Source organism: Isoptericola sp. NPDC056573 (assembly GCF_042793335.1).
In the GTDB taxonomy this organism is placed as follows: Bacteria; Actinomycetota; Actinomycetes; order Actinomycetales; family Cellulomonadaceae; genus Isoptericola.
Window position 1 is genome coordinate 135,805 of the sequence record NZ_JBHTUY010000011.1, and the last position, 25,306, is coordinate 161,110.

Annotated in this window: 21 protein-coding genes; 2 read left to right on the plus strand and 19 right to left on the minus strand. The window is 71.6% G+C overall.

The genetic code is table 11. The features are described 5' to 3' along the window. Nucleotides 1-4: 4 nt before the first annotated feature. The 15 genes from ACFQ8E_RS18285 to uvrA all read right to left on the minus strand — a co-directional run bounded on the left by ACFQ8E_RS18285 (nt 5) and on the right by uvrA (nt 17,788). A complete protein-coding gene (locus ACFQ8E_RS18285; protein ID WP_430551990.1) occupies nt 5-901 on the minus strand; it encodes a phenylalanine 4-monooxygenase in 897 nt (298 codons plus the stop codon). 67 nt (nt 902-968) lie between these two features. Next, the gene (locus ACFQ8E_RS18290) at nt 969-1,334 is read right to left on the minus strand and encodes an RNA polymerase-binding protein RbpA (RefSeq protein ID WP_430551991.1); all 366 of its coding nucleotides are present in this window, start codon (nt 1,332-1,334) and stop codon (nt 969-971) included. A 146-nt stretch (nt 1,335-1,480) separates the two neighbouring features. After that, complete coding sequence (gene secG, locus ACFQ8E_RS18295) at nt 1,481-1,723, minus strand: preprotein translocase subunit SecG (RefSeq protein WP_380326827.1); 243 nt, start codon at nt 1,721-1,723, stop codon at nt 1,481-1,483. A 195-nt stretch (nt 1,724-1,918) separates the two neighbouring features. Beyond that, nucleotides 1,919-2,686 carry a triose-phosphate isomerase gene (gene tpiA / locus ACFQ8E_RS18300; protein WP_430552021.1) on the minus strand — a complete coding sequence of 256 codons (768 nt, stop codon included), beginning with the start codon at nt 2,684-2,686 and terminating at the stop codon, nt 1,919-1,921. 73 nt (nt 2,687-2,759) lie between these two features. Next, on the minus strand, nt 2,760-3,959 hold the full coding sequence (locus ACFQ8E_RS18305; protein WP_430551992.1) for a phosphoglycerate kinase: 1,200 nt from the start codon (nt 3,957-3,959) through the stop codon (nt 2,760-2,762). Between the two features lie 173 nt (nt 3,960-4,132). Beyond that, entirely contained in the window at nt 4,133-5,137 is a 1,005-nt protein-coding gene (gap, locus tag ACFQ8E_RS18310) for a type I glyceraldehyde-3-phosphate dehydrogenase (protein ID WP_429729141.1), read from the minus strand. 306 nt (nt 5,138-5,443) lie between these two features. Further along, nucleotides 5,444-6,424 carry a DNA-binding protein WhiA gene (gene whiA, locus ACFQ8E_RS18315; protein ID WP_429729139.1) on the minus strand — a complete coding sequence of 327 codons (981 nt, stop codon included), beginning with the start codon at nt 6,422-6,424 and terminating at the stop codon, nt 5,444-5,446. A 63-nt stretch (nt 6,425-6,487) separates the two neighbouring features. Beyond that, on the minus strand, nt 6,488-7,420 hold the full coding sequence (gene yvcK, locus ACFQ8E_RS18320) for a uridine diphosphate-N-acetylglucosamine-binding protein YvcK (protein WP_430551993.1): 933 nt from the start codon (nt 7,418-7,420) through the stop codon (nt 6,488-6,490). Nucleotides 7,421-7,452: 32 nt separating this feature from the next. Further along, nucleotides 7,453-8,388 (minus strand): RNase adapter RapZ, encoded by a 936-nt coding sequence (gene rapZ / locus ACFQ8E_RS18325; RefSeq protein ID WP_430551994.1) that lies wholly within the window; start codon nt 8,386-8,388, stop codon nt 7,453-7,455. Next, nucleotides 8,385-10,538: an excinuclease ABC subunit UvrC gene (gene uvrC, locus ACFQ8E_RS18330; protein ID WP_430551995.1), complete on the minus strand. Its 2,154-nt coding sequence runs from the start codon at nt 10,536-10,538 to the stop codon at nt 8,385-8,387. Before uvrC ends, rapZ begins: the two co-directional genes overlap by 4 nt. A 66-nt stretch (nt 10,539-10,604) precedes the next feature. Then, the gene (locus ACFQ8E_RS18335; RefSeq protein WP_430551996.1) at nt 10,605-11,504 is read right to left on the minus strand and encodes a carbohydrate ABC transporter permease; all 900 of its coding nucleotides are present in this window, start codon (nt 11,502-11,504) and stop codon (nt 10,605-10,607) included. Then, nucleotides 11,501-12,523 carry a carbohydrate ABC transporter permease gene (locus ACFQ8E_RS18340; RefSeq protein ID WP_430551997.1) on the minus strand — a complete coding sequence of 341 codons (1,023 nt, stop codon included), beginning with the start codon at nt 12,521-12,523 and terminating at the stop codon, nt 11,501-11,503. The genes ACFQ8E_RS18335 and ACFQ8E_RS18340 overlap by 4 nt, the downstream gene beginning before the upstream one ends. Continuing rightward, entirely contained in the window at nt 12,520-13,965 is a 1,446-nt protein-coding gene (gene ngcE / locus ACFQ8E_RS18345) for an N-acetylglucosamine/diacetylchitobiose ABC transporter substrate-binding protein (protein ID WP_430551998.1), read from the minus strand. Before ngcE ends, ACFQ8E_RS18340 begins: the two co-directional genes overlap by 4 nt. 260 nt (nt 13,966-14,225) lie before the next feature. Continuing rightward, complete coding sequence (locus ACFQ8E_RS18350) at nt 14,226-14,744, minus strand: OsmC family protein (RefSeq protein ID WP_430551999.1); 519 nt, start codon at nt 14,742-14,744, stop codon at nt 14,226-14,228. Nucleotides 14,745-14,761: 17 nt separating this feature from the next. Then, nucleotides 14,762-17,788, minus strand: coding sequence for an excinuclease ABC subunit UvrA (gene uvrA / locus ACFQ8E_RS18355; protein WP_430552000.1), 3,027 nt, complete (start codon nt 17,786-17,788; stop codon nt 14,762-14,764). Nucleotides 17,789-17,930: 142 nt separating this feature from the next. On the opposite strand from uvrA, the gene ACFQ8E_RS18360 reads away from it, so the two are divergent. Further along, entirely contained in the window at nt 17,931-18,227 is a 297-nt protein-coding gene (locus ACFQ8E_RS18360) for a YciI family protein (protein ID WP_430552001.1), read from the plus strand. Between the two features lie 59 nt (nt 18,228-18,286). Here the strand turns inward: ACFQ8E_RS18360 and ACFQ8E_RS18365 are convergent, their stop codons facing one another. From ACFQ8E_RS18365 to uvrB, 3 genes are all read right to left on the minus strand, one after another. After that, nucleotides 18,287-19,405: a TerC family protein gene (locus ACFQ8E_RS18365; protein WP_430552002.1), complete on the minus strand. Its 1,119-nt coding sequence runs from the start codon at nt 19,403-19,405 to the stop codon at nt 18,287-18,289. Beyond that, nucleotides 19,402-20,415 (minus strand): TerC family protein, encoded by a 1,014-nt coding sequence (locus ACFQ8E_RS18370; protein ID WP_430552003.1) that lies wholly within the window; start codon nt 20,413-20,415, stop codon nt 19,402-19,404. The genes ACFQ8E_RS18365 and ACFQ8E_RS18370 overlap by 4 nt, the downstream gene beginning before the upstream one ends. A gap of 257 nt (nt 20,416-20,672) precedes the next feature. Further along, nucleotides 20,673-22,787 carry an excinuclease ABC subunit UvrB gene (gene uvrB, locus ACFQ8E_RS18375; RefSeq protein WP_430552004.1) on the minus strand — a complete coding sequence of 705 codons (2,115 nt, stop codon included), beginning with the start codon at nt 22,785-22,787 and terminating at the stop codon, nt 20,673-20,675. A 185-nt stretch (nt 22,788-22,972) separates the two neighbouring features. Between uvrB and ACFQ8E_RS18380 the strand changes: the two genes are divergently transcribed. Beyond that, nucleotides 22,973-24,439 carry a choice-of-anchor A family protein gene (locus ACFQ8E_RS18380; RefSeq protein WP_430552005.1) on the plus strand — a complete coding sequence of 489 codons (1,467 nt, stop codon included), beginning with the start codon at nt 22,973-22,975 and terminating at the stop codon, nt 24,437-24,439. A 194-nt stretch (nt 24,440-24,633) separates the two neighbouring features. Here the strand turns inward: ACFQ8E_RS18380 and coaE are convergent, their stop codons facing one another. Then, nucleotides 24,634-25,266, minus strand: a complete 633-nt coding sequence (coaE, locus tag ACFQ8E_RS18385) for a dephospho-CoA kinase (protein ID WP_430552006.1) — start codon at nt 25,264-25,266, stop codon at nt 24,634-24,636. Nucleotides 25,267-25,306: the final 40 nt, after the last annotated feature.

Below are 25,306 nucleotides of genomic sequence, written 5' to 3' on the forward strand. Positions count from 1 at the left end.
CCTGCTAGCTCGCCGACCGGTGCCGGTCGGCGAGCAGGCGGGCGGGCGTCTCGTCGTCGAACTCGGCGAAGAACTCCCCCACCCGTTCGGTGAGCTCGCTCATCCCGTCGCACGCGAACAGGGTCGGTTGGTAGTGCGAGATGTCGTACTCCACGGTGCCCATGGAGTAGAAGTCGAGCGGCAGGATCGTGGCGCCACGGAACTCCTCGATCTCGCCGTACGAGGACAGCAGGCCGGCGCCGTACGCCCGCAGCTCCCCGTCCTCGTACATCACGCCGAACTCGATGGTGAACCAGAAGACGTCCGCCACGAACTGCAGTCCCTCGGCCGTCTCGCAGCGCCGCGCGGCCTCGCCCGCCCGTCGCTTCACCTCGGCGATCGCCGGGTTGGCGAGCAGGTTCCCGTGCCCGACGACCTCGTGGATGATGTCCGGCTCGGGGGTGTACAGGGGCTGCGACCCGTGGCGCAGGTACTGCGTGGAGTGGAAGACGCCGTCGGCGAGCGACCCGTAGAACTGGTCCAGGGGCACCAGCCCCGCGGCGGGGTGGAGCCGGAAGCCGCTGAGCGGCTCCAGGCCCGCGCTCACCTCGTCGAGCTGCGGCACCCGGTCGGTCGGCAGGCCGAGGGCTTCCTTGCCCTCGAGGTACCCACGGATCGCCAGGCGCTCGTGCTTGGGCGCGAGCTCGGCGCACACGGTGCGCCAGATCTCGTTCTCCCCGTCGGTGTACTCGACGCGGGGCACGGGGTCTCCCGGCGACCAGCGCAACGCAGGGCCGGCGATGACCTCCCGGCGGCGCCGGTACTCCGGGTCGTTCGCGCCGGGGTGGTCGTCCGTGAGGTGCACCGTGACGCCGTGCTCGTCCTCGGTGACGGGGGCGTAGAGCTGTCCTTCCTCGAACATGCGGCCAGACTACGCCACCGTCTCGACAGGTGGACACCCCGTCGGGTCGGAGCCCGACCCGCCGCCGTCAGCTCGCCCGGCGCAGGCCCGTCCGGCGTGCCCGCAGGGTCGCGAGCGCCTCCTCGAGGAGGGCGGCGCCGTCCTCCTCGGACCGGCGTTCCTTCACGTATGCGAGGTGCGTCTTGTACGGCTCGTTCCGCACCGGCTCCGGCGGGTTGGCCGCGTCCAGCCCGGCGGGGAAGCCGCAGCGCGGACAGTCCCAGAACTCCGGGGGCTCGACGCCCTCGTTCGCCGAGAAGCTCGGCGTCGTCTCGTGCCCGTTCGCGCACCAGTACGAGACCCGCACCCGGGGTGCCGCCTCGCCGCGCTCGGACTCTCCCAGCGGACCCGCGCCCACGCGCGAGCCCCGGATCGCATGACCGGCTGTAGCCACGTCCTGTCGTCCTCACCTTCGACTCAGTGGGCGTACGCCCACGGACGATCTTCGTGAACCGTGGAGCCGGGCTCGCCACCCGGCTCCGTTGCCCCCGCACCGGCCGAGCCTGAGCCCGGGCCGGTGACGGTCGCGGTCGTGCGGCCTCAGCTCACCTTCGTGATGAGGCCGAGCAGCACGATCACGACGAACCAGACGAGTGCGAAGCTCACCGTGATCCGGTTGAGGTTGCGCTCGGCGACGCCGGAGCTTCCGGCGGCGCTCGAGATCCCCCCGCCGAACATGTCGGACAGACCGCCGCCCTTGCCCTTGTGCATCAGGATGAGCAGGGTCAGGAAGGCGCTGGTGATCACCAGGAGAACCTGAAGGATGATCTGCAAAACGTCCACGGTGTCCTCGGCTGTCCTCGTTCGTCGTCCGTCCCGCGGGGCGGGCTTCTGTTCGTCACCCGACCAGGACGTCGTCCCGGCCGGGTCAAGAGTAAGTGACGGACGCCTCTCGAGGCGAACACCGATGTTTCCATCGGGTGACGATCCTCGGGAGGCGTCCGTCGGACGGGTCCGGGCCCGCCGTGGGGTGTCGCGTCAGGCGACGTGCGACTGGTAGCGCGCGATCTTCGCGAACTCGACCGGGTCGAGGCTCGCGCCACCGACGAGCGCGCCGTCGACGTCGGGCTGCGCCATGATCTGCGCGACGTTGCCCGACTTGACCGACCCGCCGTACAGCACGCGCACGCCCGCGGCGAGCTCGGCGTCGTACAGCTCCGCGAGGCGGCCGCGGATCGCACCGCAGACCTCCTGCGCGTCGTCCGGCGTCGCGACCTCGCCGGTGCCGATCGCCCAGACGGGCTCGTAGGCGATGACGACCTGCGCGGCCTGCTCCGCCGGCACGTCGGCGAGGGCGGCGTCGACCTGCGCGAGGGTGTAGGACACCTGCTCGCCGGCCTTGCGCACGTCCAGCCCCTCCCCGACGCACAGGATGGGCACGAGCCCGTGCTCGAAGGCGGCACGCACCTTGGCGTTCACGAGCGCGTCGTCCTCGGCGTGGTACTCGCGGCGCTCGGAGTGCCCGACCGCCACGTACGTGCAGCCCAGGCGGGCCAGCATCGGGCCCGAGATCTCGCCCGTGTAGGCGCCCGACGCGTGCGTCGACAGGTCCTGGGCGCCGTAGCGCACCCCGAGCTTGTCGGCGTCCACGAGGGTCTGCACGGAGCGCAGGTCGGTGAACGGCGCCAGGACGGCGACCTCCACGGCCTCGTAGTCGTGCTTCGCGTCCTTGAGCGTCCACGCGAGCTTCTGCACCGCGGCGATCGCCTCGGTGTGGTCCAGGTTCATCTTCCAGTTGCCCGCCATCAGGGGCGTGCGGGTGGTGGCCACGATGGGCTCCTCGTTCTCTCGTGCTGGGGTGGGAAGGATCGGAAGGCTGTCAGTCCGCGAGGACCGCGAGGCCCGGGAGCTCCTTGCCCTCGAGCAGCTCCAGGCTGGCGCCGCCGCCGGTGGAGATGTGGCTGAAGCCGTCCTCGTCGAAGCCGAGCGCGCGCACGGCCGCGGCCGAGTCGCCACCGCCCACGATCGAGAACGCGCCGGCCGCGGTCGCGTCGACGATGCCCTGCGCGACGGCGCGGGTGCCCGCGGCGAACGCCGCGAACTCGAACACGCCCATCGGGCCGTTCCAGACGACCGTCTTCGCGTCCGCGAGCCGCGCGGCGAACAGGGCACCGGACTCGGGGCCGATGTCGAGGCCCATCGTCCCGTCGGGGATCTGGTCGGCCGGGACGGTGCGGTGGGGCGCGTCGGCGGCGAACGAGTCGGCGGCGACGATGTCGGTCGGGAGCACGATCTCCACGCCCGACTCGGCGGCCTGGGCGAGATACCCCTTGACGGTGTCCACCTGGTCGGCCTCGAGCAGCGACGAGCCCACCGAGTGGCCCTGCGCGGCGAGGAAGGTGAAGACCATGCCGCCACCGATGAGCAGCCGGTCCGCCTTCGTCAGGAGGTTCTCGATGACGCCGAGCTTGTCGGAGACCTTCGAGCCGCCCAGGACGACGGCGTACGGGCGCTGCGGGTCGGTGGTGGCGCGCGAGAGCGCCTCGACCTCCTTGAGGACGAGGTCGCCGGCCGCGGCCGGGAGCAGCTTCGCGACGTCGTAGACCGACGCCTGCTTGCGGTGCACGACGCCGAAGCCGTCGGACACGAACGCGTCGGCCAGCGCGGCCAGCTCGCCGGCCAGCTCCTCGCGCTCCGCGTCGACCTTCGAGGTCTCGCGCGCGTCGAACCGGACGTTCTCCAGGAGCGCGACCTGGCCGTCGGCCAGGGCGGCGACGGTCTCCTGGGCCGACGGGCCGGTGACGTCGGCCGCCAGGGCCACGTCCTGGCCCAGCAGCTCACCGAGGCGCGCGGCCACGGGCGCCAGGGAGTAGGCGGGGTTCGGCTCGCCCTTGGGGCGGCCGAGGTGGGCGGTCACGACCACGCGCGCGCCGGCGTCCGTGAGGCGCTTCAGCGTGGGCAGCGCGGCCTTGATCCGGCCGTCGTCGGTGATGGTGGTGCCGTCGAGCGGCACGTTGAAGTCCGAGCGGACGAGGACGCGCTTGCCGCGCAGCTCGCCCAGGGTGTCGATGGTCTTCATGGGGCACACCTGTCCGTCAGGGCCCGGTGCGCGCGGCGCGACCCTCATGCGTCCGCACGTCCTGGGCCGGGGTGATCTGGTCCGTACATGACGACGTCCGCGTGCGCGGCCGGAGTTCGGCGCGCACGCGGACGTCGTGACTCACGCTCGAGCGGTGTCGGGCGCCGGAGTCGTCAGAGCTTCTCGCCGACGTGGACGGTCAGCGCGACGAGCGAGTTGGAGTAGCCCCACTCGTTGTCGTACCACGAGACGACCTTGACCTGGTTGCCGATCACCTTGGTCAGCTTCGAGTCGAAGATGCTCGTGTGCGGGTTGGTGACGATGTCCGACGACACGATCTCGTCGTCCACGTACTCCAGGGTGCCCTTGAGCGGGCCCTCGGCGGCGGCCTTGACCGCGGCGTTGACCTCCTCGACCGTGACCTCCTTCGGGGCCTCGAAGGTGAGGTCGGTGGCCGAACCGGTGATGACCGGGACGCGCAGGGCGTAGCCGTCGAGCTTGCCCTTCAGCTCCGGGAGCACCAGGGCGACAGCCTTGGCGGCACCCGTGGTGGTCGGCACGATGTTCTGCGCGGCGGCGCGGGCGCGGCGGAGGTCCTTGTGCGGGCCGTCCTGCAGGTTCTGGTCGCCGGTGTACGCGTGGATCGTCGTCATGAGACCACGCTCGATGCCGATCGAGTCGTTGAGGGCCTTGGCGAGCGGCGCGAGGCAGTTCGTCGTGCACGACGCGTTGGAGATGATGTGGTGCGCGGCCGGGTCGTACTGGTCGTTGTTCACACCCATGACGAAGGTCGCGTCCTCGTTCTTCGCCGGGGCGGAGATGATGACCTTCTTGGCGCCGGCGTCGATGTGCGCCTTGGCCTTGGTGGCGTCGGTGAAGAAGCCGGTGGACTCGATGACGATGTCCGCGCCCAGCTCGCCCCAGGGGAGGTTCGCGGGGTCGCGCTCCGCGAGCGCACGGATCTTCTGGCCGTCGACGATGATGTTCTCGTCGTCGAAGTCGACCGACTTCGGGAAGCGGCCGAGCACCGTGTCGTACTTGAGCAGGTGGGCCAGAGTCTTGTTGTCGGTCAGGTCGTTGACGCCGACGACCTCGATGTCCGCACCCGACTCCACGAGAGCGCGGTAGAAGTTCCGTCCGATCCGACCGAAGCCGTTGATCCCGACGCGGATGGTCACGATTGCCCTCCTCAGGGCGCGCCGGTGAGATCCCGGCGCACACGGTTGATGCCGACTTCCGCACGCCGCGAGGGGCGTGCTGATGATTCACGTCGTGACCCCGGAACCACCCGACGTTCTTCCACCGGGCGGTCAGCCTCGGGTCACGTCGTCGTCACCTGACGGAATGAGCCTATACCCGAACGGGCCGTGCCGCTGACCCTCGACGGCACCGTGAGACATGTGGTCTGACCATATGGACAGGACCCGGGCCAGAGCCGGCCGACGCGCGTCGCGAGGCCTGTCCGCCCGGGCGGCCGGACGCCGTCAGAGGTCGAGGAGCTCCGGGCTCAGGCCGGACTCGGTGTCCGGGATCCCGACCTCGAGCGCCCGCTTGTCCGCCGTCGACAGGAGCCGCCGGATCCGGCCCGCGACGGCGTCCTTGGACAGCGGCGGGTCCGCCAGCTGCCCCAGCTCCTCCAGGGAGGCCTGCTTGTGCGCCAGGCGCAGCTCCCCCGCCTGGCGCAGGTGCTCGGGCACGTCCTCGCCCAGGATCTCGAAGGCGCGCTGCACCCGGGCGCCCGCCGCCACGGCGGCCCGCGCCGACCGCCGCAGGTTCGCGTCGTCGAAGTTCGCGAGCCGGTTGGCCGTGCCGCGCACCTCGCGCCGCGCACGCCGCTCCTCCCAGATCTCGCGGGTGCGGACGGCACCCATGCGCCGCAGGATCTCCCCGATCGCCTCGCCGTCGCGGACCACGACGCGGTCCACGCCCCGCACCTCCCGGGACTTCGCCTGCACGCCCAGGCGCCGCGCGGCGCCGACCAGCGCGAGCGCCGCCTCGGGCCCGGGGCACGTGACCTCCAGCGCCATCGACCGGCCGGGCTCCGTGAGCGACCCGTGCGCGAGGAACGCGCCCCGCCACACCGCCTCGGCCTCCGCGACGCCCGCCGACACGACCTCCGGTGCCAGGCCACGCACCGGCCGCCCCCGGGAGTCCAGCAGGCCCGTCTGGCGGGCGAGCGACTCGCCGTCGCGCACCACCCGCACCACGTACCGGTTGTTCTTGCGCAGCCCCCCGGCCTGCACCACGATCAGGTCGCTCGTGTGCCCGTAGAGCTCCGTGATCGACTGCCGCAGCCGCGCCGCGGCCGCCTCGTCGTCGAGCTCCGCCTCGATCACCACGCGGCCCGAGATGATGTGCAGCCCGCCGGAGAACCGCAGCGTCGCCGAGACCTCGGCCTTGCGGCACGACGTCCGGGTCACCTTGATCCGCGCGAGCTCGTCCTTCACCTCTGCCGTCAGCGCCATGGCGTCATCCTGCCACGCGAGGCAAGCACCCCGAGCCGTCGGCAGCGTGCCGCCGGGCAGCGGTCACACGTCCCCGTAGACGCCCTCGAACACGTCCCGGTAGGCCGCCGCGAGGCGCAGCGGGTCGTGGCGCGCCGTCCCGTCGCCGCGACGCACCTGGCGCATGAGGAGCCGGGCGCCCACGGCCTGGGCGGCGTCGGCGAGCTCGTCCACGTCCTCCACGGCCGACGGGTCGGCCAGCACCGCGTCGACGCGCAGCCCCGGCGCGTGCCGGTACAGCGCCTCGAGATGGTCGGTCGCGGTCAGCCCCTGGGTCTCGCCGCGCTCGGCGGCCAGGTTGAGCGTCACGCACACGCGCGCGTCGGTCTCGTGCAGAGCCTTCGCGAGCTCCGGCACCAGCAGGTGCACGAGCACCGACGAGTACCAGGATCCCGGGCCCAGCACGACCCAGTCCGCGGTGCGGACCGCCTCCACCGCCTCCGGGCACGCCGGCGGGTCCGCCGGCACCAGCCGCAGCTGCTCGATCCGGCCCTCGGACACGGCGACGCGGCTCTGCCCGACGACGGTGTCGAGGGTCGCCACGCCGTCGCGACGCACGTCCGCCTCGACCACGAGGGGCACCGACGCCATGGGCAGCACGCGACCCCGCGCGCCGAGCAGCCGGCCGACCCAGTCGAGCCCCGTCACCGTGTCGCCGAGCAGCTCCCACAGCGCGACGATCAGGAGGTTGCCCATGGCGTGCTTGTCCAGGCTGCCGCCCGAGACGAACCGGTGCTGCAGCAGGTCGCTCCAGGTGCGACCCCACTCGGAGTCGTCGCACAGCGCCGCGAGCGCCATCCGGAGGTCGCCGGGCGGCAGCACGTCGAGCTCGTCACGCAGGCGGCCCGACGACCCGCCGTCGTCCGCGACCGTCACGACGGCGGTCAGCCGGTCGGACATCAGGCGCAGCGCGGACAGGCTCGCGAACAGGCCGTGCCCTCCCCCGAGCGCCGTCACCGCCGGCGCCCCCGGGCTCCCGACCGGCGCCGTCACTCCTTCCCCAGGTCGCGCGCCGTGAGGGAGACCCGCTGGCCCGCGTCCCGCAGCCGCTGGGCGATCTCGCCCGCGATCGCGACCGAGCGGTGCTTGCCCCCCGTGCACCCGACGGCGATCGTCACGTACCGCTTCTCCTCGGCCAGGTAGCCGGCGAGGACCGGCTCGAGCGCCGCCACGTACCGGTCCACGAACTCCTGCGCCCCGGGCCGGGCGAGCACGTACTCCCGCACCGGGGCGTCGCGCCCCGTCAGGTGACGCAGCTCGGTGATCCAGTACGGGTTCGCCAGGAAGCGCACGTCCACGACGTGGTCGGCGTCGAGCGGGATGCCGTACTTGAAGCCGAAGGCGAGCACGTTCACGCGCAGCGCGTCGGGCGCGCCGTCCGCGACGGCGGCGCGCACCTCGCGCGCGAGGTCGTGCACCGACAGCTCCGACGTGTCGATGACGACGTCGGCGCGCTCGGCGATCGACGCGAGCGCACGACGCTCCTCGCCGATGCCGTCGAGGATCCGGCCCTCGCCCTGCAGGGGGTGCGGGCGGCGGACGCTCTCGTAGCGCCGCACCAGGGTCTCGTCGCGCGCGTCCAGGAACAGGATCCGGTAGTTCACCCCGGCGTCGCGCAGGTGCTGCAGCACCCGGGTGAGCTCGGCGAAGTACTCCCGCCCGCGCACGTCGACCACGACCGCCAGCCGCTCCACGGAGGAGCCGGCCCGGGTCATGAGGTCGACGAGCGGCACGATCATCATCGGCGGCAGGTTGTCGACCACGAACCAGTCGAGGTCCTCGAGGACGCCCGCGGCACGCGAGCGCCCGGCGCCCGACATGCCGGTGATGATCAGGACCTCGGTCTCGGCCTGCTCCGGAGCCGGGGTCGTGGCCTCGATCTCGGGGATGCCCTGCGGGACGGTGATGGGGTCCGGCTCGCTCATGCGCCCAGCATGCCAGGACCCGCACCGTCGTGGCTGGTCGGCGCGCTGCCAGCGCCGGTCGGCACGTCCGCCGAGGTCGCCCCGGACGCCGCGTCGGGTGCGCCGCCGTCCCTGCCGAGGGCGGCGACCACCGCCTCCGCCGTGCGCCTGCCCATCCCCCGCACCGCGGCGATCTCGTCGACGCTGGCCGCGCGCAGCTTCTTCACCGACCCGAACGTGGTCAGCAGCGCCTTGCGACGGGTGGGCCCGAGGCCGGGCACGTCGTCCAGGGCCGACGTGATCATGCCCTTGCTCCGACGCCGCCGGTGCTGCGTGATGGCGAACCGGTGGGCCTCGTCGCGCACGCGCTGCAGCAGGTAGAGGCCCTCCGAGGAGCGCTGCAGGATCACCGGGTAGTCCTCGCCGGGCACCCAGACCTCCTCGAGCCGCTTCGCGAGCCCGCAGAGCGCGACGTCGGTGACGCCCAGCTCGTCGAGGGCGCGCTGCGCCGCCGCCACCTGCGGCGGCCCGCCGTCGACGACCACGAGGTTCGGCGGGTACGCGAACCGCTTGCGCTCCCCCGGCTCCTCGGCGGGCACCTCGCCCGAGCGCGGACGGGCGGGGACCCGTGCGGACGCCCTCGCACCGTCGCGGTCGTCGTCGCTGTCGTCGAGCTCCACGTCGCCCGACGCCAGCCGGTCGGCCAGGTATCGCCGGAACCGGCGCGTGATCACCTCGTGCATGGCCGCCGTGTCGTCCCGTGCCCCGTCGCCCTCGGGCCCGCGGACCGAGAAGGTGCGGTACTCGCTCTTGCGCGGCAGACCGTCCTCGAACACCACCATCGACGCCGACTGGTACGTGCCCTGCGTGTGGGAGATGTCGTAGCACTCGATGCGCAGCGGGGCGGACTCCAGCCCCAGCGCCTCCTGGATCTCCCGGAGCGCCTGGCTCCGGGTGGTGAGGTCGCCCGCACGGCGGGTCCGGTGCAGGGTCAGGGCGTGCTCCGCGTTCGCCCTCACGGTGGCGGCGAGCTCGCGCTTGTCGCCACGCTGCGGCACCCGCAGCTCCACCCGGGCTCCGCGCAGGCCGCTCAGCCACGCCGTCATCTGCTCCGGGTCCGGTGGCAGCACCGGGACCAGCACCTCCCGCGGGACGGCGTCGCGCGTCTCGCGCCGGGACGCGGCGCGGCCCTCGGAGTCGAGGTCCGCCACCTCCGCCGCCGCGCGCGCGTCCTCGACCGCGCCGTACACCTGCTGCAGCAGGTGCTCGACGAGCTCCGCGTCCGTGACGTCCTCGACCTTCTCCACCACCCAGCCGCGCTGCCCGCGGATGCGCCCGCCGCGCACGTGGAACACCTGGACGGCGGCCTCGAGCTCGTCCCCCGCCAGGGCGAAGATGTCGGCGTCGGTCGCGTCCGGGAGCACGACGGCGTTCTTCTCCGTGGCGCGGCGCAGCGCCTGGATGTCGTCGCGCAGCCGGGCCGCCTGCTCGTACTCCATGGACGCGGCGGCCTCGTTCATGCGTGCGGTGAGGCGCCGCTCGAACCGCTGGGTGTCGCCGGCCATGAAGTCGCAGAAGTCCTGCGCCAGCTGCTTGTGGTCGTCGACGGTGATGCGCCCGACGCAGGGCGCCGAGCACTTGTCGATGTACCCGAGCAGGCACGGTCGGCCGGTCTGGTGCGCTCGGCGGTAGACGCCCGCGGAGCAGGTGCGGATCGGGAAGACCCGCAGCAGGAGGTCGAGGGTCTCGCGGATCGCCCAGGCGTGGCCGTACGGTCCGAAGTAGCGCGTGCCGGGGCGCTTGGCGCCGCGCATCACCTGGGCGCGGGGCACCTCCTCCCCCATGGTCACCGCGAGGAACGGGTACGACTTGTCGTCGCGGTACTTCACGTTGAACCGCGGGTCGTACTCCTTGATCCACGAGTACTCGAGCGCCAGGGCCTCGACCTCGGTGCCCACCACCGTCCACTCGACCGACGCCGCCGTGGTCACCATGCTCTGCGTGCGGTGGTGCAGGTGGGCGACGTCCTGGAAGTAGCTCGACAGCCGCGCCCGCAGGTTCTTCGCCTTGCCCACGTAGATCACGCGGCCGTGCGCGTCGCGGAACCGGTAGACGCCGGGCGACGTGGGGATCTCCCCCGGCTTCGGGCGATAGGTCGCTGGGTCGGCCATGCCGTCAGCCTAGGTCAGGCCACCGACGCCCCGGCGTCGCGACCGGCGGCCCGGAGCCGGGGCCGGCTACTTCATCGTGCCCGCCGAGACCGACCCCTGGAGCTGTCGCTGGAAGATCAGGTACGCGATGAGCACCGGCACGATCGTCACCACCACCGCCGCGAACATCGCGCCGAAGTCCACGGCGTACCCCGCCGACGACACGAACGCGGCCAGCCGTTGGGACAGGACGTAGTTCTGCTGCTCGGGGTTCAGCGCGATCGGGAGGATGAACTGGTTCCACAGTCCCAGGAAGTTGAAGATCGCCACCGACGCCATGCCCGGCCGCGCCATGGGCATCATCACCTGGAAGAAGGTCCGCCAGTGCCCCGCGCCGTCGATCGCCGCCGCCTCGGCGATGTCGTCCGGCAGGCCTCGGAAGAACGCGTAGAGGAAGAACACCGTGAAGGGCAGCGCGAACGCCACGTACACGACGATCAGCCCTGGCAGCGTGCCGAGCAGGCCGGCGTTCTGGAGCACGAAGAACAGCGGGACGATCGCGAGGAAGACCGGGAACGTCAGGCCCGCCAGCATGAGGTAGTAGATCGCCCGTCGCCCGGGGAACTCGAAGCGGGCGAGCACGTAGGCGCACATCGCCCCGAGGAGCATGACGAGCACCAGGGCGGTCCCGACCACGATGATGGTGTTCACGAAGGCTCGGCCGATCTGGGCGTCGACCCACGCGTTCTCGTAGTTCGTGAACGACCAGTTCGCCGGCAACGAGAACGGCGAGGCGAAGATCTCCGCGCTCGTCTTGAAGGATCCGATGAACACCCAGATCATCGGCGCGATGACGAGGATGCACCAGATCACGAGGACGGTGTGGGAGACCCCGGCCGCGAGACGGTCGCCGCCGGCCGCGTGGGCGGCGCGGGACCGCGGGACGGCGCGAGCCGTGCGCGGCATCGCCTGGGCGTGGGCGGTCATCCTCGGCCCCTCTCGCTGCGCCCGCCGGCGAGGCGGTTCACGGTGAACACCAGCGCGGCGAACACCAGGGTCACGATCGCCATCGCCACGCCCATCGCGCTGGCGTAGCCGAACTTCCCCTCCGTGAACGCCGTGCGGAACAGCTGCTGGGACATCACGAGCGTCGAGTTGTCCGGGCCGCCCTGAGGGTTGAGCGCCTGCACGTACACGAAGAGGTCGAGCGCGATGATCCCGAGGTAGATGTAGGCGGTCTGCACGTTGTCCCGGATGAGCGGCAGGGTGATGGACCATGACGTGCGCCACCGTCCGGCGCCGTCGATCCGCGACGCCTCGTAGATCTCCGACGGCACGCCCTTGATCGCCGCGATGAACAGCAGCATGTAGAAGCCGACGAACCCCCACACGACGACGAACATCGTCACCGGCATCGCGGTGCCCACGTTCCCCAACCAGGCGAACGACTGGAAGCGGTCCAGCCCGAGCCCCGTGAGGACGCCGTTGACGAGCCCGTTGCTCGGGTCGAGGATCAGGCGCCACATGATGCCGACGGCGATGGCCGGGATCACGTAGGGGAAGAGGGAGACCACGCGGTAGAAGCCCGCGGCGCGGACGCCGCGCACCTGTCCCTTGCCCGACCCGCCGACCGTGATGAGGATCGCGAACGTCAGGGCGATGGCGATGGTGATGAGCGGGATGAACAGGCCGAACATCACGCTGTTGCCGACGGCGTTGACGAACCGCGGGTCCTGCAGCAGCGTCGTGAAGTTGGCCATACCGACGACGTCGAACTGGGTGGAGAAGCCCGACCAGTTGGTGAGGGCGTAGAACGCGGCCTGCACGAACGGCCAGATCACGAAGACGAGGAACAGGGCGAGCGGCAGACCGAGGCAGACGACGAAGAAGCTCACGGTGTCGAACGACCACCCACCGGCCCGCCGCCGGCGGGGCCCGTTGCCGGGCCCCGCGGCAGCCCCCTCGCCGGTGGGCAGGATCTGCCCGGCGCCAGGGATGGCGGTCATGACACCTCGATCTTGTCGATCGTGTCGTCGTTCGCGATGCGGTCCGTGATCGCCTGCAGCTCCTTGGTCAGGTCGGCGACCGACTTCTTGCCGTCGAGGAAGGAGTTCCAGATCGGGAGCTGCTCCTGGTTCATGCCGTACGTGTTGACGAAGTTGAACGTGAAGATGTCGGTCCCGGCCGCGCTGAGCATCTCGGTCTGCGACACCAGCGCCGTCGACCCGAACCCGTCGGCGGGGACGATGTCCTTCACGATCGTCGGGGCCAGCTTCGTCTTGGAGAAGTTGGTGGCCGCCTCCTTCGAGAGCATGACGCGCAGCAGCTCCTTGCCGCCCGCGACGCTCTTCGCCTGCGACGGCACGATGAACGGCTCGCCGGCGGTCGAGTGCAGCGCGGTGGCCGGCATGGCCGGGCTCGCCGTGACAGAGAAGCTCGGGACGCCCTTCATCTGGAAGTCCGACGCCGTCTGGTCCTTCATCTCGTTCTCGATCCAGGAGCCCGACGGGTAGAGCAGCGCCTCCTGCTTGTTGCTCCACTGCGCCTGCGCGGCCGTGAACTGCGTCCCCGACCCGCCGGGCTTGAAGTACCCGGCGTCGATGATCTCCTTCATGATCGTGAAGGTCGCCTGGAGCGCGTCGTTCGACCAGCAGTCGGGCTTCAGGTTCTCGAGCGACAGCCGGACCTCGTCCCCACCCTCCTTGATGGCCGACTCGATCGCGAGCGTCTGGTAGTAGGTCGCGGCCTCGGTGCCCCACAGGAACAGGTACTTGCCGGCCTTCTTCGCCTCCGCGCCGAGTGCCTTGGCCTCCTCCCAGGTCGCGGGCGGGGTCCACCCGTTCTTCTCGAACAGGCTGCCCGAGTACCAGACGCCGTAGACGGTGAGCACGTAGTTGAGGGCCGCGAACTTGTCACCGTAGGTCCCCGGCGCGAGGACGCCCTCGTAGAGGGTCTCCCGGATGGTCGTGCCCTCGACGTTGGGCGCGTCGATGATGTCCGTGAGGTCCTCGAGCTGGTCGAGGATCGTGTTGAACCCGATCGACTGGGCGCCGGAGTTGTCCACCAGGTCGGGCGGGTTGCCGCCGACGAACCGTGGCTGCAGCTCCGTGGCGATCTGCGTCGAGGGCGAGACCTTCACGGTCGAGCCGGCGTGCAACCCGGCGAGGACCGTGCCGGCGAACTCCACGTAGTCGACGCCGTAGCCGCCGTCGAAGATCACCGCGTCGACCGTGGTGTTCTCGGCCATGCCGAACGGGTTCTTCGCGTCCTGCTCGCCGCCGGGTGCGGCGCTGGTGGTCTCCTCGCCGCCTCCCCCACCCGTGGCGCATGCCGCGAGGGGGAGGCCGAACGGGACGGCGGCGGCCGTGTACATCACGGCACGGAGCACCGACCGACGGGAGGGCTGGGGGGTGATGTTGCTCTGGTCAGTGGTGAGGTTGTTGGTCATCGTCGTTGATGCCCTTCGTGTCAGGGTGCGTCGCTGGACGCCCCGTCAACCGTGCTGCCTGCCCGCTCGGGCCCTGCGCCGACCTCCTCGTCTCGCGCCACGGTGAGCCGTTGCGGCGGGTTCCGCACCGCTCACGGAAATATCTCCCATCCACCACGGGGATGGAGTGGAAAATATTCACGCGCGGACGCCACGTCAACAGCCGACACGACAGTGTGACCGGACTGGTATAGATCACCCGCTCGGGTCGGGGCGGCCCCTTACGGAGCCGGCGCCGCGAGCCGCACCGGCGCGGGCTCCACGAGAACCGCGAAGTTGACCGACCGAGCGATGAAGCACAGGGCGTGCGCGCGGTGGTGCAGCGCCGCCACCGCCTCGTCCGTCGCCTGCGGCCCCGCGTCGACGGTCACCCTCGGCCGCAGCGTGACGTCCGTGAACTGCCCCTCGCCCCGGGACTCCACGCGCATCGTGCCGGTCGTCTCGTCCACGTACTCACGGACCACGAGGCCGTGCTCGGCGGCCAGGTGCAGGAACCACAGCATGTGGCACTGCGCGAGGCTCGCGACGAACAGCTCCTCCGGGTTGTACCGCGCCGGGTCGCCCCGGAACGCCGGGTCGGCGCTGCCCGGAAGCGGCGGCTTGCCCGCGACGAGCACCGTGTGGTCCCGGGAGTACGACGTGTAGGACGTCGTCCCCGGACCGCCACCGGGAGCAGCGGCACCGCCCTCGGCAGCATCGGGCCAGGCGACGGTCACGGCGTAGTTGTGGTGCGCACCCATGGCCACACGCTAGGGCGTCAGGCGGCGCTGCGCTTACCGGGACGCTTCGTCGTGGACTTCCCCGTCGCCTTCGTCTTCCCGGAGCCCTTCGCCGCCCCCTGGGCGGTGGCCTTCGCCGAGCCGCGGGCCCGCGGCGCCGACGAGGTCGACGTCGCGGCGGCGGACCTCGCCCGGCCGGCCGGGGCCGCCACCGGCACGGCCGGGTGCGCCTGGAGGATCGGCGCGAGGAACCGACCCGTGTGGCTGGCCTCGACCCGCACGACCTCCTCAGGAGTCCCTTCCGCCACGACCGTCCCGCCGCCCGAGCCACCCTCCGGCCCCATGTCGACGATCCAGTCGGCGCTCTTGATGACGTCGAGGTTGTGCTCGATGACGAGGACGGTGTTGCCCTTCTCCACCAGCGACTGCAGCACGCCGAGCAGCTTGCGGATGTCCTCGAAGTGCAGGCCCGTGGTCGGCTCGTCCAGCACGTAGATCGTGCGGCCCGTGGAGCGCTTCTGCAGCTCGCTCGCGAGCTTGACCCGCTGCGCCTCACCGCCCGAGAGCGTCGGCGCCGGCTGCCCGAGGCGGACGTATCCGAGGCCCACCTCGACCAGCGTGGTGAGGTAGCGCGAGATCGCGGGGAACGCCGCGAAGAACTCCGCGGCCTCCTCGATCGGCATGTCCAGCACGTCCGCGACCGTCTTGCCCTTGAAGTGCACCTCGAGGGTCTCGCGGTTGTACCGCGCGCCGTGGCACACCTCGCACGGCACGTAGACGTCGGGCAGGAAGTTCATCTCGATCTTCAGCGTGCCGTCGCCCGCGCACGCCTCGCACCGGCCGCCCTTGACGTTGAAGGAGAAGCGCCCCGGCCCGTAGCCGCGGACCTTCGCCTCCTCCGTCTCCGCGAAGATCTTGCGGATCCGGTCCCACACGCCGGTGTAGGTGGCCGGGTTGGACCGCGGCGTGCGCCCGATCGGGCCCTGGTCGACGTGCACCACCTTGTCGAGCTGGTCCACGCCCGTGACCCGGGTGTGGCGGCCCGCCACCTGGCGCGCGCCGTTGAGCTCGTTGGCGAGCACGGTGTGCAGGATCGAGTTGACGAGCGTCGACTTGCCCGACCCCGAGACGCCGGTGACCGCCGTGAGCACCCCGAGCGGGAACGACACGTCGATCCCCCGCAGGTTGTTCTCCCGGGCACCGACGACCGTGACCTTCCGGCCGGGGTCGGTCGCGCGACGCTCCGCCGGCAGCGCGATGCTGCGCCGGCCGGAGAGGTAGGCGCCGGTCATCGAGCCCTCGGCCTCGAGGAGCCCGGCGTAGTCGCCCGAGTGCACCACGCGGCCGCCGTGCTCGCCCGCGCCGGGGCCGACGTCGACGATCCAGTCGGCCGCGCGGATGGTGTCCTCGTCGTGCTCGACGACGATCAGCGTGTTCCCGAGGTCCCGCAGGCGGGTCAGCGTCTCGATGAGGCGGTGGTTGTCGCGCTGGTGCAGGCCGATCGACGGCTCGTCGAGCACGTACAGCACGCCGACCAGGCCGGAGCCGATCTGGGTCGCGAGCCGGATGCGCTGGGCCTCCCCACCCGACAGGGTGCCCGCCGGGCGCTCGAGCGACAGGTAGTGCAGGCCCACGTCGACGAGGAAGCCGAGCCGGGCGTGGATCTCCTTGAGCACCTCGGCCGCGATGGCGCGCTCGCGCTCGCCCAGCTCGAGCCCGTCGAGGAAGTGCTTGGCCTGGTCGATCGGCAGGCGGCACACGTCCCAGATCGACTTGCCCCCCACCGTGACCGCGAGGACCTCGGGCTTGAGCCGCGCCCCCGAGCACACGGGGCACGGCACCTCCCGCATGTACGCCTCGTACTTCTCCTTCGACCAGTCGGACTCGGTCTCCCGGTGCCGCCGCTCCAGGAAGGTCACCGCGCCCTCGAAGCCCGTGGAGTACTGCCGTTCGCGGCCCCACCGGTTCTTGTACCGCACGTGCACCTGGTGGTTGCGGCCGAACAGGATCGCGTCGCGGGCGCGCTGCGGCAGGGCGCGCCACGGCACGTCCATGGAGAAGCTCATCTCCTCCGCCAGGGCGGTGAGCACCCGCTCGAAGTACTCGGACGACGTCTGCGCCCACGGCACGACGGCGCCGTCGCGCAGGGTCCTCTCCTCGTCCGGGACGACGAGGTCGGCGTCCACCTCGAGGCGGAAGCCGATGCCGGTGCACTCCGGGCACGCGCCGTACGGCGCGTTGAAGGAGAAGGTCCGCGGCTCGATCTCGTCGAGCGCGAGCGGGTGGTCGTTGGGGCACGCCCGCTTCTCCGAGAACTTGCGCACCCGGTCGAGGTCGTCGATGTCGGCGTCGACGAGCTCGACCATGACGAGGCCGCCCGCGAGCCGCAGCGCGGTCTCCACCGAGTCCGTCAGGCGACGCTGGACGCCGTCCCGTGACACGAGGCGGTCCACGACGACCTCGATGTCGTGCTTGAGCTTCTTCTCGAGCGTGGGCGGGCTGGTCAGCTGCACCACCTCGCCGTCGACCCGCGCGCGGGCGAAGCCCTGCGTCTGCAGCTCGGCGAACAGGTCGGCGTACTCGCCCTTGCGCCCCCGCACGACGGGCGCGAGCACCTGGTAGCGCGTGCCCTCCGGCAGCTCGAGGAGCTTGTCGACGATCTGCTGCGGCGTCTGCGAACGCACCGGTTCCCCGCACACGGGGCAGTGCTGCGTCCCCGCGCGGGCGAACAGCAGGCGCAGGTAGTCGTAGACCTCGGTGATCGTGCCGACCGTCGACCGGGGGTTGCGGTTGGTCGACTTCTGGTCGATCGACACCGCGGGCGAGAGGCCCTCGATGAAGTCGACGTCGGGCTTGTCCATCTGCCCGAGGAACTGGCGCGCGTACGCGGAGAGCGACTCCACGTAGCGTCGCTGCCCCTCGGCGAAGATCGTGTCGAACGCCAGGGAGGACTTCCCCGAGCCGGACAGGCCGGTGAAGACGATCAGCTCGTCGCGCGGGAGGTCGAGCTCGATGTTGCGCAGATTGTGCTCGCGGGCGCCGGAGATGACGAGGCGGTTGCTCACCCGGGCATCCTACGTCGGAGCGCCGACATTCGTACAGGCGTTCTATGCGGTTTCCGATGCCTGACCGGTCACACCCGGACGCTCTCCCTGACCCGCCTGGACGCCCACCGCCGGCACCGGCCCGGGGTGCTTGGATACGGCCATGTCCGTCTACGCCGTCACGTACGTCTACGTCACCGACCCCGACCGCCTCGCGGAGGTCCGGCCCGAGCACCGGGCGTTCCTTCGCGGCCTGCACGAGAGCGGCGCGCTCCGCGTGTCCGGCCCGCTGCCCGCCACGCCCGACGGCGAGCCCGGCGGCGCGCTCCTGGTCGTCGAGGCTGCCGACGCGACCGGGGCGCTCGAGCTGCTCGCGGCCGACCCCATGCGCCGCGAAGGACTGGTCGCGCACCGCGCGGCACGTGAGTTCGTCCCGGTGATCGGCGGCTTCGCCGCTTGACGCCCGTCGACGAGCGCGGGCCCCGGACGGCGTACCGTCCGGGGCCCGCGCTCGTGTCGTCAGCGCCCCGTGGCCTCCGGCCCCGGTGAGGCGGACGAAGAGGCGGACGAAGAGCTGGACTCCGGCTCCGCGTCCTGCGTCACCGCCGTCGACGACGGCTCCGGGCCGGTCGCGTCCGTCGGGGTCGTCTCCTTCGCGGCCACCGCGGCCGTGCGCCGCGTCTTCGCCAGGCTCGCGACGGTGGCGATCGCGATCGAGCCGAGGATCACGGTCAGGGACAGCCAGATCGGGATCTCGGGGGCCCAGGCGACGTGCTCGCCCCCGTTGATGAACGGGAGCGTGTTGGTGTGCAGCGCCTCAAGGATGAGCTTGACGCCGATGAACCCGAGGATGACGGCCAGGGCGATCGGCAGGTACACCAGCCGTTCGAGCAGGCCGCCGAGCAGGAAGTAGAGCTGCCGCAGCCCCATGAGGGCGAAGATGTTCGCGGTGAAGACGATGAAGGGGTCCTTCGTCAGCCCGAAGATCGCCGGGATCGAGTCGAGCGCGAACAGCAGGTCCGTCGAGCCGATCGCCACGAACACGACGAGCATCGGGGTGAACAGCTTCTTGCCGTCGACCACCGTGCGCACCTTGGCGCCGTCGTACTCCTTGCTCACCGGCAGCACGCGGCGCAGGAGGCGGATCGCGACGTTCTCCTTGAACTCCTCCTCGTCGTCACCGCCCGCCACCAGCTTCACGGCCGTGTAGATGAGGAACGCGCCGAAGAGGTAGAACACCCACACGAACTGCTCGAGGATCGCCGCACCGGCGAGGATGAACGCGCCGCGCAGCACCAGCGCGATGATGATGCCGACCATCAGCACCATCTGCTGGTGCTGCTTCGGCACCGCGAACCGCGACATGATGATGACGAAGACGAACAGGTTGTCCACGCTCAGGGAGTACTCGGTGAGCCAGCCGGCGTAGAACTCCCCGGCAGGGGCGGAGCCGCCCACGGCGAGCACGACCAGTCCGAACACCAGCGCCAGGGCCACGTAGAAGCCGACCCACAGGCCGCTCTCCTTCATGCTCGGCACGTGGGGGCGCCTGCCGACGATCGCGAGGTCGACGGCGAGCAGGACGATCAGCGCCGCGAGCGACGCCCACTCGAACCAGATCGGCAGCTCGTGGATCATGCATCTCCTTCGGAGGACGGGGCCACGACCGCGCGGGCCCGACGGTCGCGCCGGTCACGGGCGAGCGAGGCGATCGTCGTGACGGCGAGCACCACCACGATGAAGCCCAGCGACAGGGTGGTCGGGATCTCGGGGATGGCCTCGACGTGCTCACCGCCGTTGACGAACGGCAGCTCGTTGGTGTGCAGCGCGTGGATCACCAGCTTGACACCGATGAAGCCGAGGATCGCCGCCAGCCCGTAGTTGAGGTAGACGAGCCGGTCGAGCAGCCCGTCCACGAGGAAGTAGAGCTGGCGCAGGCCGAGCAGCGAGAACGCGTTGGCCGCGAACACCAGGTACGTCTCCTGGGTGAGGCCGAAGATCGCGGGGATCGAGTCCACCGCGAACAGGAGGTCGGCGCTGCCGATCGCGACCATCACGATGAGCATCGGCGTGATGAACCGCTTGCCGTCGATCTTCGTGGTCATCCGGTCGCCGACGTAGGAGTCGGTCGTGGGGAACACCCGGCGCGTCAGGCGCAGCAGGCCGTTCTCGTTCCACTCCTCGTCGTGGCCCGTGCCCGAGCGCGCCTGGGCGATCGCGGTCCAGATGAGGAAGGCGCCGAAGATGTAGAACACCCAGGCGAAGTTCGCGATGATCGCGGCGCCGGCGATGATGAACACCGTGCGCAGCACCAGCGCGATCGTGATGCCGATGAGGAGCACCCGCTGCTGGTACTCCCGGGGCACCCGGAAGCTCGTCATGATCAGGACGAAGACGAACAGGTTGTCGACGCTGAGCGACTTCTCGGTGATGTACCCGGCGAAGTACTCGCCGCCGTACGTCCCGCCCCACACGATCCACACGATCACGCCGAACACGACCGCGACCGCGACATAGGCCAGGGACCACGTGGCCGACTCGCGCAGGGTGGGGGCGTGGGGGGTGCGCACGTGGCCGACGTAGTCGACCGCGAGCATGGCGAGGATCACGCCGACGGTGACGATCCAGACCCAGACGGGCACATCCATGGAAACTCCTCCGGTACGTAGCACTGAGCACCGGAGGTCTTCCCCACCCGGAGCGGCTGCGAGCCTGACGTCCGGGCCGACGAGGCCGGTCCGGCATCCGTGCCGGACGTGATGACGACCTCACCGTGGGCGGGGTACTCCCCTCCAACCCGCACACCTTACATGAGACCTCGGACCGGCCATCCGCGCATGTCACGACGCGATCGCCGCCTGCCGCGGTGGCCACGAACGTGCGCCGCGGCGCACGGCTCGCGCGCTCAGGCCGTCGCGGCCTGCATCTGCCGCAGCTCCTTCTTCAGCCCGCCGATCTCGTCGCGCAGGCGCGCCGCGACCTCGAACTGCAGCTCCGCGGCGGCGGCGTGCATCTGGTCGCTGAGCTCCTGGATCAGCTCCGCGAGCTCGCCCGCGGCGGCGCCGGCGAGCCTGTTGCCGGTGGTGGCGCCCTCCTTCGGCGAGCCCGGCACGGGCGCGCGGCCCTTGCCCTGCGCGGACGCCGGGGCCTTGCGGTACCCGCCGGACAGCAGCTCCTGCGTGTCGATGTCCTCGCGGGCGAGCATGTCGGTGACGTCCGCGATCTTCTTGCGCAGCGGCTGCGGGTCGATCCCGTGCTCCTCGTTGTACGCCACCTGCTTCGCACGTCGGCGGTCGGTCTCGTCGAGGGCGTACCGCATGGCCGGCGTGATCTTGTCCGCGTACATGTGCACCTGGCCGGTGACGTTGCGCGCCGCGCGACCGATCGTCTGGATGAGCGACCGCTCGGAGCGCAGGAAGCCCTCCTTGTCGGCGTCGAGGATCGCCACCAGGGACACCTCGGGCAGGTCCAGGCCCTCGCGCAGCAGGTTGATGCCGACCAGGACGTCGTACTCGCCCAGCCGGAGCTCGCGCAGCAGCTCGACACGACGCAGCGTGTCGACCTCCGAGTGCAGGTACCGCACGCGCACGTCCTTCTCGAGGAAGTAGTCCGTGAGGTCCTCGGCCATCTTCTTGGTGAGCGTCGTGACCAGCACGCGCTCGTCCTTCTCGACGCGCTCGCGGATCTCGTGCAGCAGGTCGTCGATCTGACCCGTGGTCGGCTTGACGACCACCTGCGGGTCCACCAGGCCGGTGGGCCGGATGACCTGCTCCACCACGCCGTCGGACATGGAGAGCTCGTAGTCGCCCGGGGTCGCGGACAGGTAGACCGTCTGCCCGATCCGCTCGACGAACTCCTCCCAGCGCAGCGGCCGGTTGTCCATCGCGCTCGGCAGGCGGAACCCGTGCTCCACGAGCGACCGCTTGCGCGACATGTCGCCCTCGAACATCGCGCCGATCTGGGGCACGGTCTGGTGCGACTCGTCGATGACGAGCAGGAAGTCCTCGGGGAAGTAGTCGAGCAGGGTGTTCGGGGGCGAGCCCTGCTCGCGGCCGTCGATGTGCCGCGAGTAGTTCTCGATGCCGCTGCACGTGCCGATCTGGCGCATCATCTCGATGTCGTACGTGGTGCGCATGCGCAGCCGCTGCGCCTCCAGCAGCTTGTTCTGCCGCTCGAGGTCCGCCAGGCGGTCGGCGAGCTCGGCCTCGATGCCGCCGATCGCCCGCTCCATCCGCTCCGGGCCCGCGACGTAGTGCGTGGCCGGGAAGAGGTAGACGCTCTGCTCGTTGCGGATCACCTCGCCCGTGAGCGGGTGCAGGGTCTGGATCGACTCGATCTCGTCGCCGAACATCTCGATGCGGACGGCGAGCTCCTCGTACACCGGGATGATCTCCACCGTGTCGCCGCGCACGCGGAACGTCCCGCGCGTGAACGCCAGGTCGTTGCGCGTGTACTGCATCTGCACGAAACGACGGAGCATGTCGTCCCGGTCGACCACGTCGCCGACGTCGAGCCGCACCATCCGGTCGACGTACTCCTGCGGGGTACCGAGGCCGTAGATGCACGACACGGAAGCGACGACGATGACGTCGCGCCGGGTCAGCAGCGACGACGTCGCCGAGTGCCGCAGCCGCTCCACCTCGTCGTTGATCGACGAGTCCTTCTCGATGTAGGTGTCCGTCTGCGCGATGTACGCCTCGGGCTGGTAGTAGTCGTAGTACGACACGAAGTACTCGACGGCGTTGTTCGGCAGCAGCTCGCGGAACTCGGTGGCGAGCTGCGCGGCGAGCGTCTTGTTGGGCGCCATGACGAGCGTGGGCCGCTGCAGCTTCTCGATGAGCCACGCCGTCGTCGCGCTCTTGCCGGTGCCGGTCGCGCCGAGCAGGACGACGTCCTTCTCCCCCGCCTGCACACGGGACGCGAGGTCCGCGATGGCGGTGGGCTGGTCCCCCGAGGGTTCGTAGTCGGACACCACCTCGAAGGGGGCCACCGCACGCTGCAGGTCGGTCACGGGTCGCATGGCACCACCGTACGGCGCGCCCCCGACACCCACTGCCGCCCCGGGGAACGACCCGGACAGGGGGTGAAATTCCGACATTTATTTTGTAAGGAAAGAGTCGCAACCCTAGGGTGACGGCGAGCCCGTGCCCGGGCACCGCACGTCCGCCCGCGCCCTCGCGGCGCGCCCGAGTCCCGTGGAGACCTATGCCCGCCGTCGCCCCCCGTGTCCCCCGTGTCACCCTGCGTCGCCCGGTCGTCCTGGGTGCGTGCGCGGCGCTCGTCGCCGCGCCGGCCCTGGCCCCCGTCGCCGCCCTCGCGACCGACGGCGCGGCCCCGGTCGCGTGGTGCGCCGACCTGGGGGCCGACCGTCCCGTCGGCGTCTACGACGAGGCCGTCGTCGTGGACGACGGGGTCGGCATCTACGTCGGCGGCGACCTCGCCGTCTCCCGCGCCAAGGAGCTCGAGGGCAGGGTCGTCGTCGCGGGAGACGCCGACCTCGCACGCGACGGCGGCCCCGACTCCCTCAACGTCGGCACGGCCGGGGGCGGCGGCTCCGCGATCGCGCCCGCGGGCGGCCGCGACCACCTCGTGGTGGGCGGTGACCTGGCGGCCGGACCGCGCCTCCAGGTCGGCTTCAACACTCCCGGCGGCGGCAACGTCGTGGTCGGCGGACGGATCGTCGGCGACGTGAGCACGGAGTCCTTCGTCGACCGCGCCCGGGGCAGCGTCCGCGCGGAGGTCGGACGCGAGGCCGCGCTCGCCGCCTACTCCGGCTACCCGGCCCTGGCGCGCGCCCTGTCCGACCAGGCCGAGGCGTCGGCGACCGACGTCGATCCCGAGAGCGGGGTGCTGACCCTGCGGGCCCCCGGTTCCTACCGGATCACCGCCGCCGAGGCGCGCGACCTCCAGGTCCTCAGGATCGACGGGAGGGAGCCCGTCACGATCACGGTCTCGGGGGCAGCCGTGTCGATGACGCTCGACCACGTCGAGGTCGCCGGCGACCGGGTCTACCAGGCCACCCAGTTCCTCGGCAGGTCCCTCCTGTGGTCCTTCCCCGACGCCGCCTCCGTCGACCTCGGCACGAACGGCCAGCTCCCGGGCAGCCTCGTCGTCCCCGGCACGGACAGCACCCTCACCGTCGCGACGAGCACGAACGGCCGGGTCCTCGCCGCGGGCGACGTCTCCTACACGGGCGGACACGGCATCGAGCACCACAACTACCCGTGGACCGGCGAGTGCGTCGACCTCCCCGCGGTCACCCCGCCGGGCGGCGCCACCGACGAGGGCGACGGCGACGACGGCGGGGACGGGTCGCAGACCCCGGCGCCGACCACGGAGCCGTCCCCCACGACCACCGAGGACGCCGCCCCCGGCCCGTCCACGACGTCACCGGCCTCGGAGGCGGACGGCGAGAGCCCCGCGGACGGCGCGGCTCCCGTCGGCGGGAGCGACGAGGGCACGACGCTCCCGGACGACGACCTCGCCGCCGCGGCGGCCGTGGCCGGCGCGGAGCCCACGCCGGCGTCCTCCGACCGACCGGCCGAGGACGCGCTGCCCCGCACCGGCGCGCAGGTCGGCCTCGTCGCCGCCGCGGCCGCGGCCCTGCTCGGTGCGGGCGCGCTCCTCGTCGCGCTCCGTCGTCGGACGACCCGAGGCACGTCCCGCGGCTGAGCCGTCGCCCGGGCAGACGGCAGCGGCCGACGCCCGCCGCGCTCCGGGTGGCCACCGGCGCACCGGCCGTGATCGCCGCCCCGCCGGGGTCGCGGCCGACCCGACGACGAGGGCGCCCGACCGGATCCCTCCGGTCGAGCGCCCTCGTGGTGTCGTCGTGCCGTCGCCGGCCGCCCGGGCGTGCGTCGGCGGCGTCAGGCCGACGACGCGGCGTCGGACTCCTCGTCCACCTCCGCGCGCAGCCGCTGCCAGAGCGCGTCGACCTGCTCGCGCAGCCCGTCCTCCGTGCCGGAACCGTCCAGCACCACGTCAGCGACGGCGGTCCGCTCCTCGTCCGTCGCCTGCGCCCCGACGCGGGCCCGCGCCGCACCGTCGTCGAGGCCGCGTCCGTCGACGAGGCGCGCGACCCGCTGCTCCGCGGGGGCGTGCACGACCACGAGCAGGTGGAAATGATCGGCCTGGCCGGTCTCGACCAGCAGCGGGATGTCGTGGACCACGACGGCCCGGTCGTCCGCGGCCCCGGCGAGCGCCTCCCGCTCGGCCGCCAGGCGGCGGATCTCCGGGTGCAGGATGCCCTCGAGCCGTGCCCGGGAGGCCGTGTCGTCGAAGACGAGCCGCCCCAGCGCCGGGCGGTCGAGGGAGCCGTCCGGGGCGAGGACGCCCTCGCCGAAGGCCGCGACGACCTCCTCGAGCCCCACCGTGCCGGGCTCCACCACCTCCCGGGCGAGGACGTCGTGGTCAATCACGACGGCGCCCAGCTCGGCGAGGCGGCGCGCGACGACGGACTTGCCTGCGGCGATGCCGCCCGTGAGGCCGATGCGAAGCATGGGCCCATCCTGCCCCCGGCGTAGGCTTCCCGCCATGAGC

Coding starts and splice junctions, on each gene's coding strand:
- ACFQ8E_RS18285 (WP_430551990.1), bottom strand. CDS start 901: ATGTTCGAGGAAGGACAGCTCTACGCCCCCGTCACCGAGGACGAGCAC.
- tpiA (WP_430552021.1), bottom strand. CDS start 2,686: ATGGCGGGCAACTGGAAGATGAACCTGGACCACACCGAGGCGATCGCC.
- ACFQ8E_RS18305 (WP_430551992.1), bottom strand. CDS start 3,959: ATGAAGACCATCGACACCCTGGGCGAGCTGCGCGGCAAGCGCGTCCTC.
- whiA (WP_429729139.1), bottom strand. CDS start 6,424: ATGGCGCTGACGGCAGAGGTGAAGGACGAGCTCGCGCGGATCAAGGTG.
- rapZ (WP_430551994.1), bottom strand. CDS start 8,388: ATGAGCGAGCCGGACCCCATCACCGTCCCGCAGGGCATCCCCGAGATC.
- uvrC (WP_430551995.1), bottom strand. CDS start 10,538: ATGGCCGACCCAGCGACCTATCGCCCGAAGCCGGGGGAGATCCCCACG.
- ACFQ8E_RS18335 (WP_430551996.1), bottom strand. CDS start 11,504: ATGACCGCCCACGCCCAGGCGATGCCGCGCACGGCTCGCGCCGTCCCG.
- ACFQ8E_RS18340 (WP_430551997.1), bottom strand. CDS start 12,523: ATGACCGCCATCCCTGGCGCCGGGCAGATCCTGCCCACCGGCGAGGGG.
- ngcE (WP_430551998.1), bottom strand. CDS start 13,965: ATGACCAACAACCTCACCACTGACCAGAGCAACATCACCCCCCAGCCC.
- ACFQ8E_RS18350 (WP_430551999.1), bottom strand. CDS start 14,744: ATGGGTGCGCACCACAACTACGCCGTGACCGTCGCCTGGCCCGATGCT.
- ACFQ8E_RS18360 (WP_430552001.1), top strand. CDS start 17,931: ATGTCCGTCTACGCCGTCACGTACGTCTACGTCACCGACCCCGACCGC.
- ACFQ8E_RS18365 (WP_430552002.1), bottom strand. CDS start 19,405: ATGATCCACGAGCTGCCGATCTGGTTCGAGTGGGCGTCGCTCGCGGCG.
- ACFQ8E_RS18370 (WP_430552003.1), bottom strand. CDS start 20,415: ATGGATGTGCCCGTCTGGGTCTGGATCGTCACCGTCGGCGTGATCCTC.
- uvrB (WP_430552004.1), bottom strand. CDS start 22,787: ATGCGACCCGTGACCGACCTGCAGCGTGCGGTGGCCCCCTTCGAGGTG.
- ACFQ8E_RS18380 (WP_430552005.1), top strand. CDS start 22,973: ATGCCCGCCGTCGCCCCCCGTGTCCCCCGTGTCACCCTGCGTCGCCCG.
- coaE (WP_430552006.1), bottom strand. CDS start 25,266: ATGCTTCGCATCGGCCTCACGGGCGGCATCGCCGCAGGCAAGTCCGTC.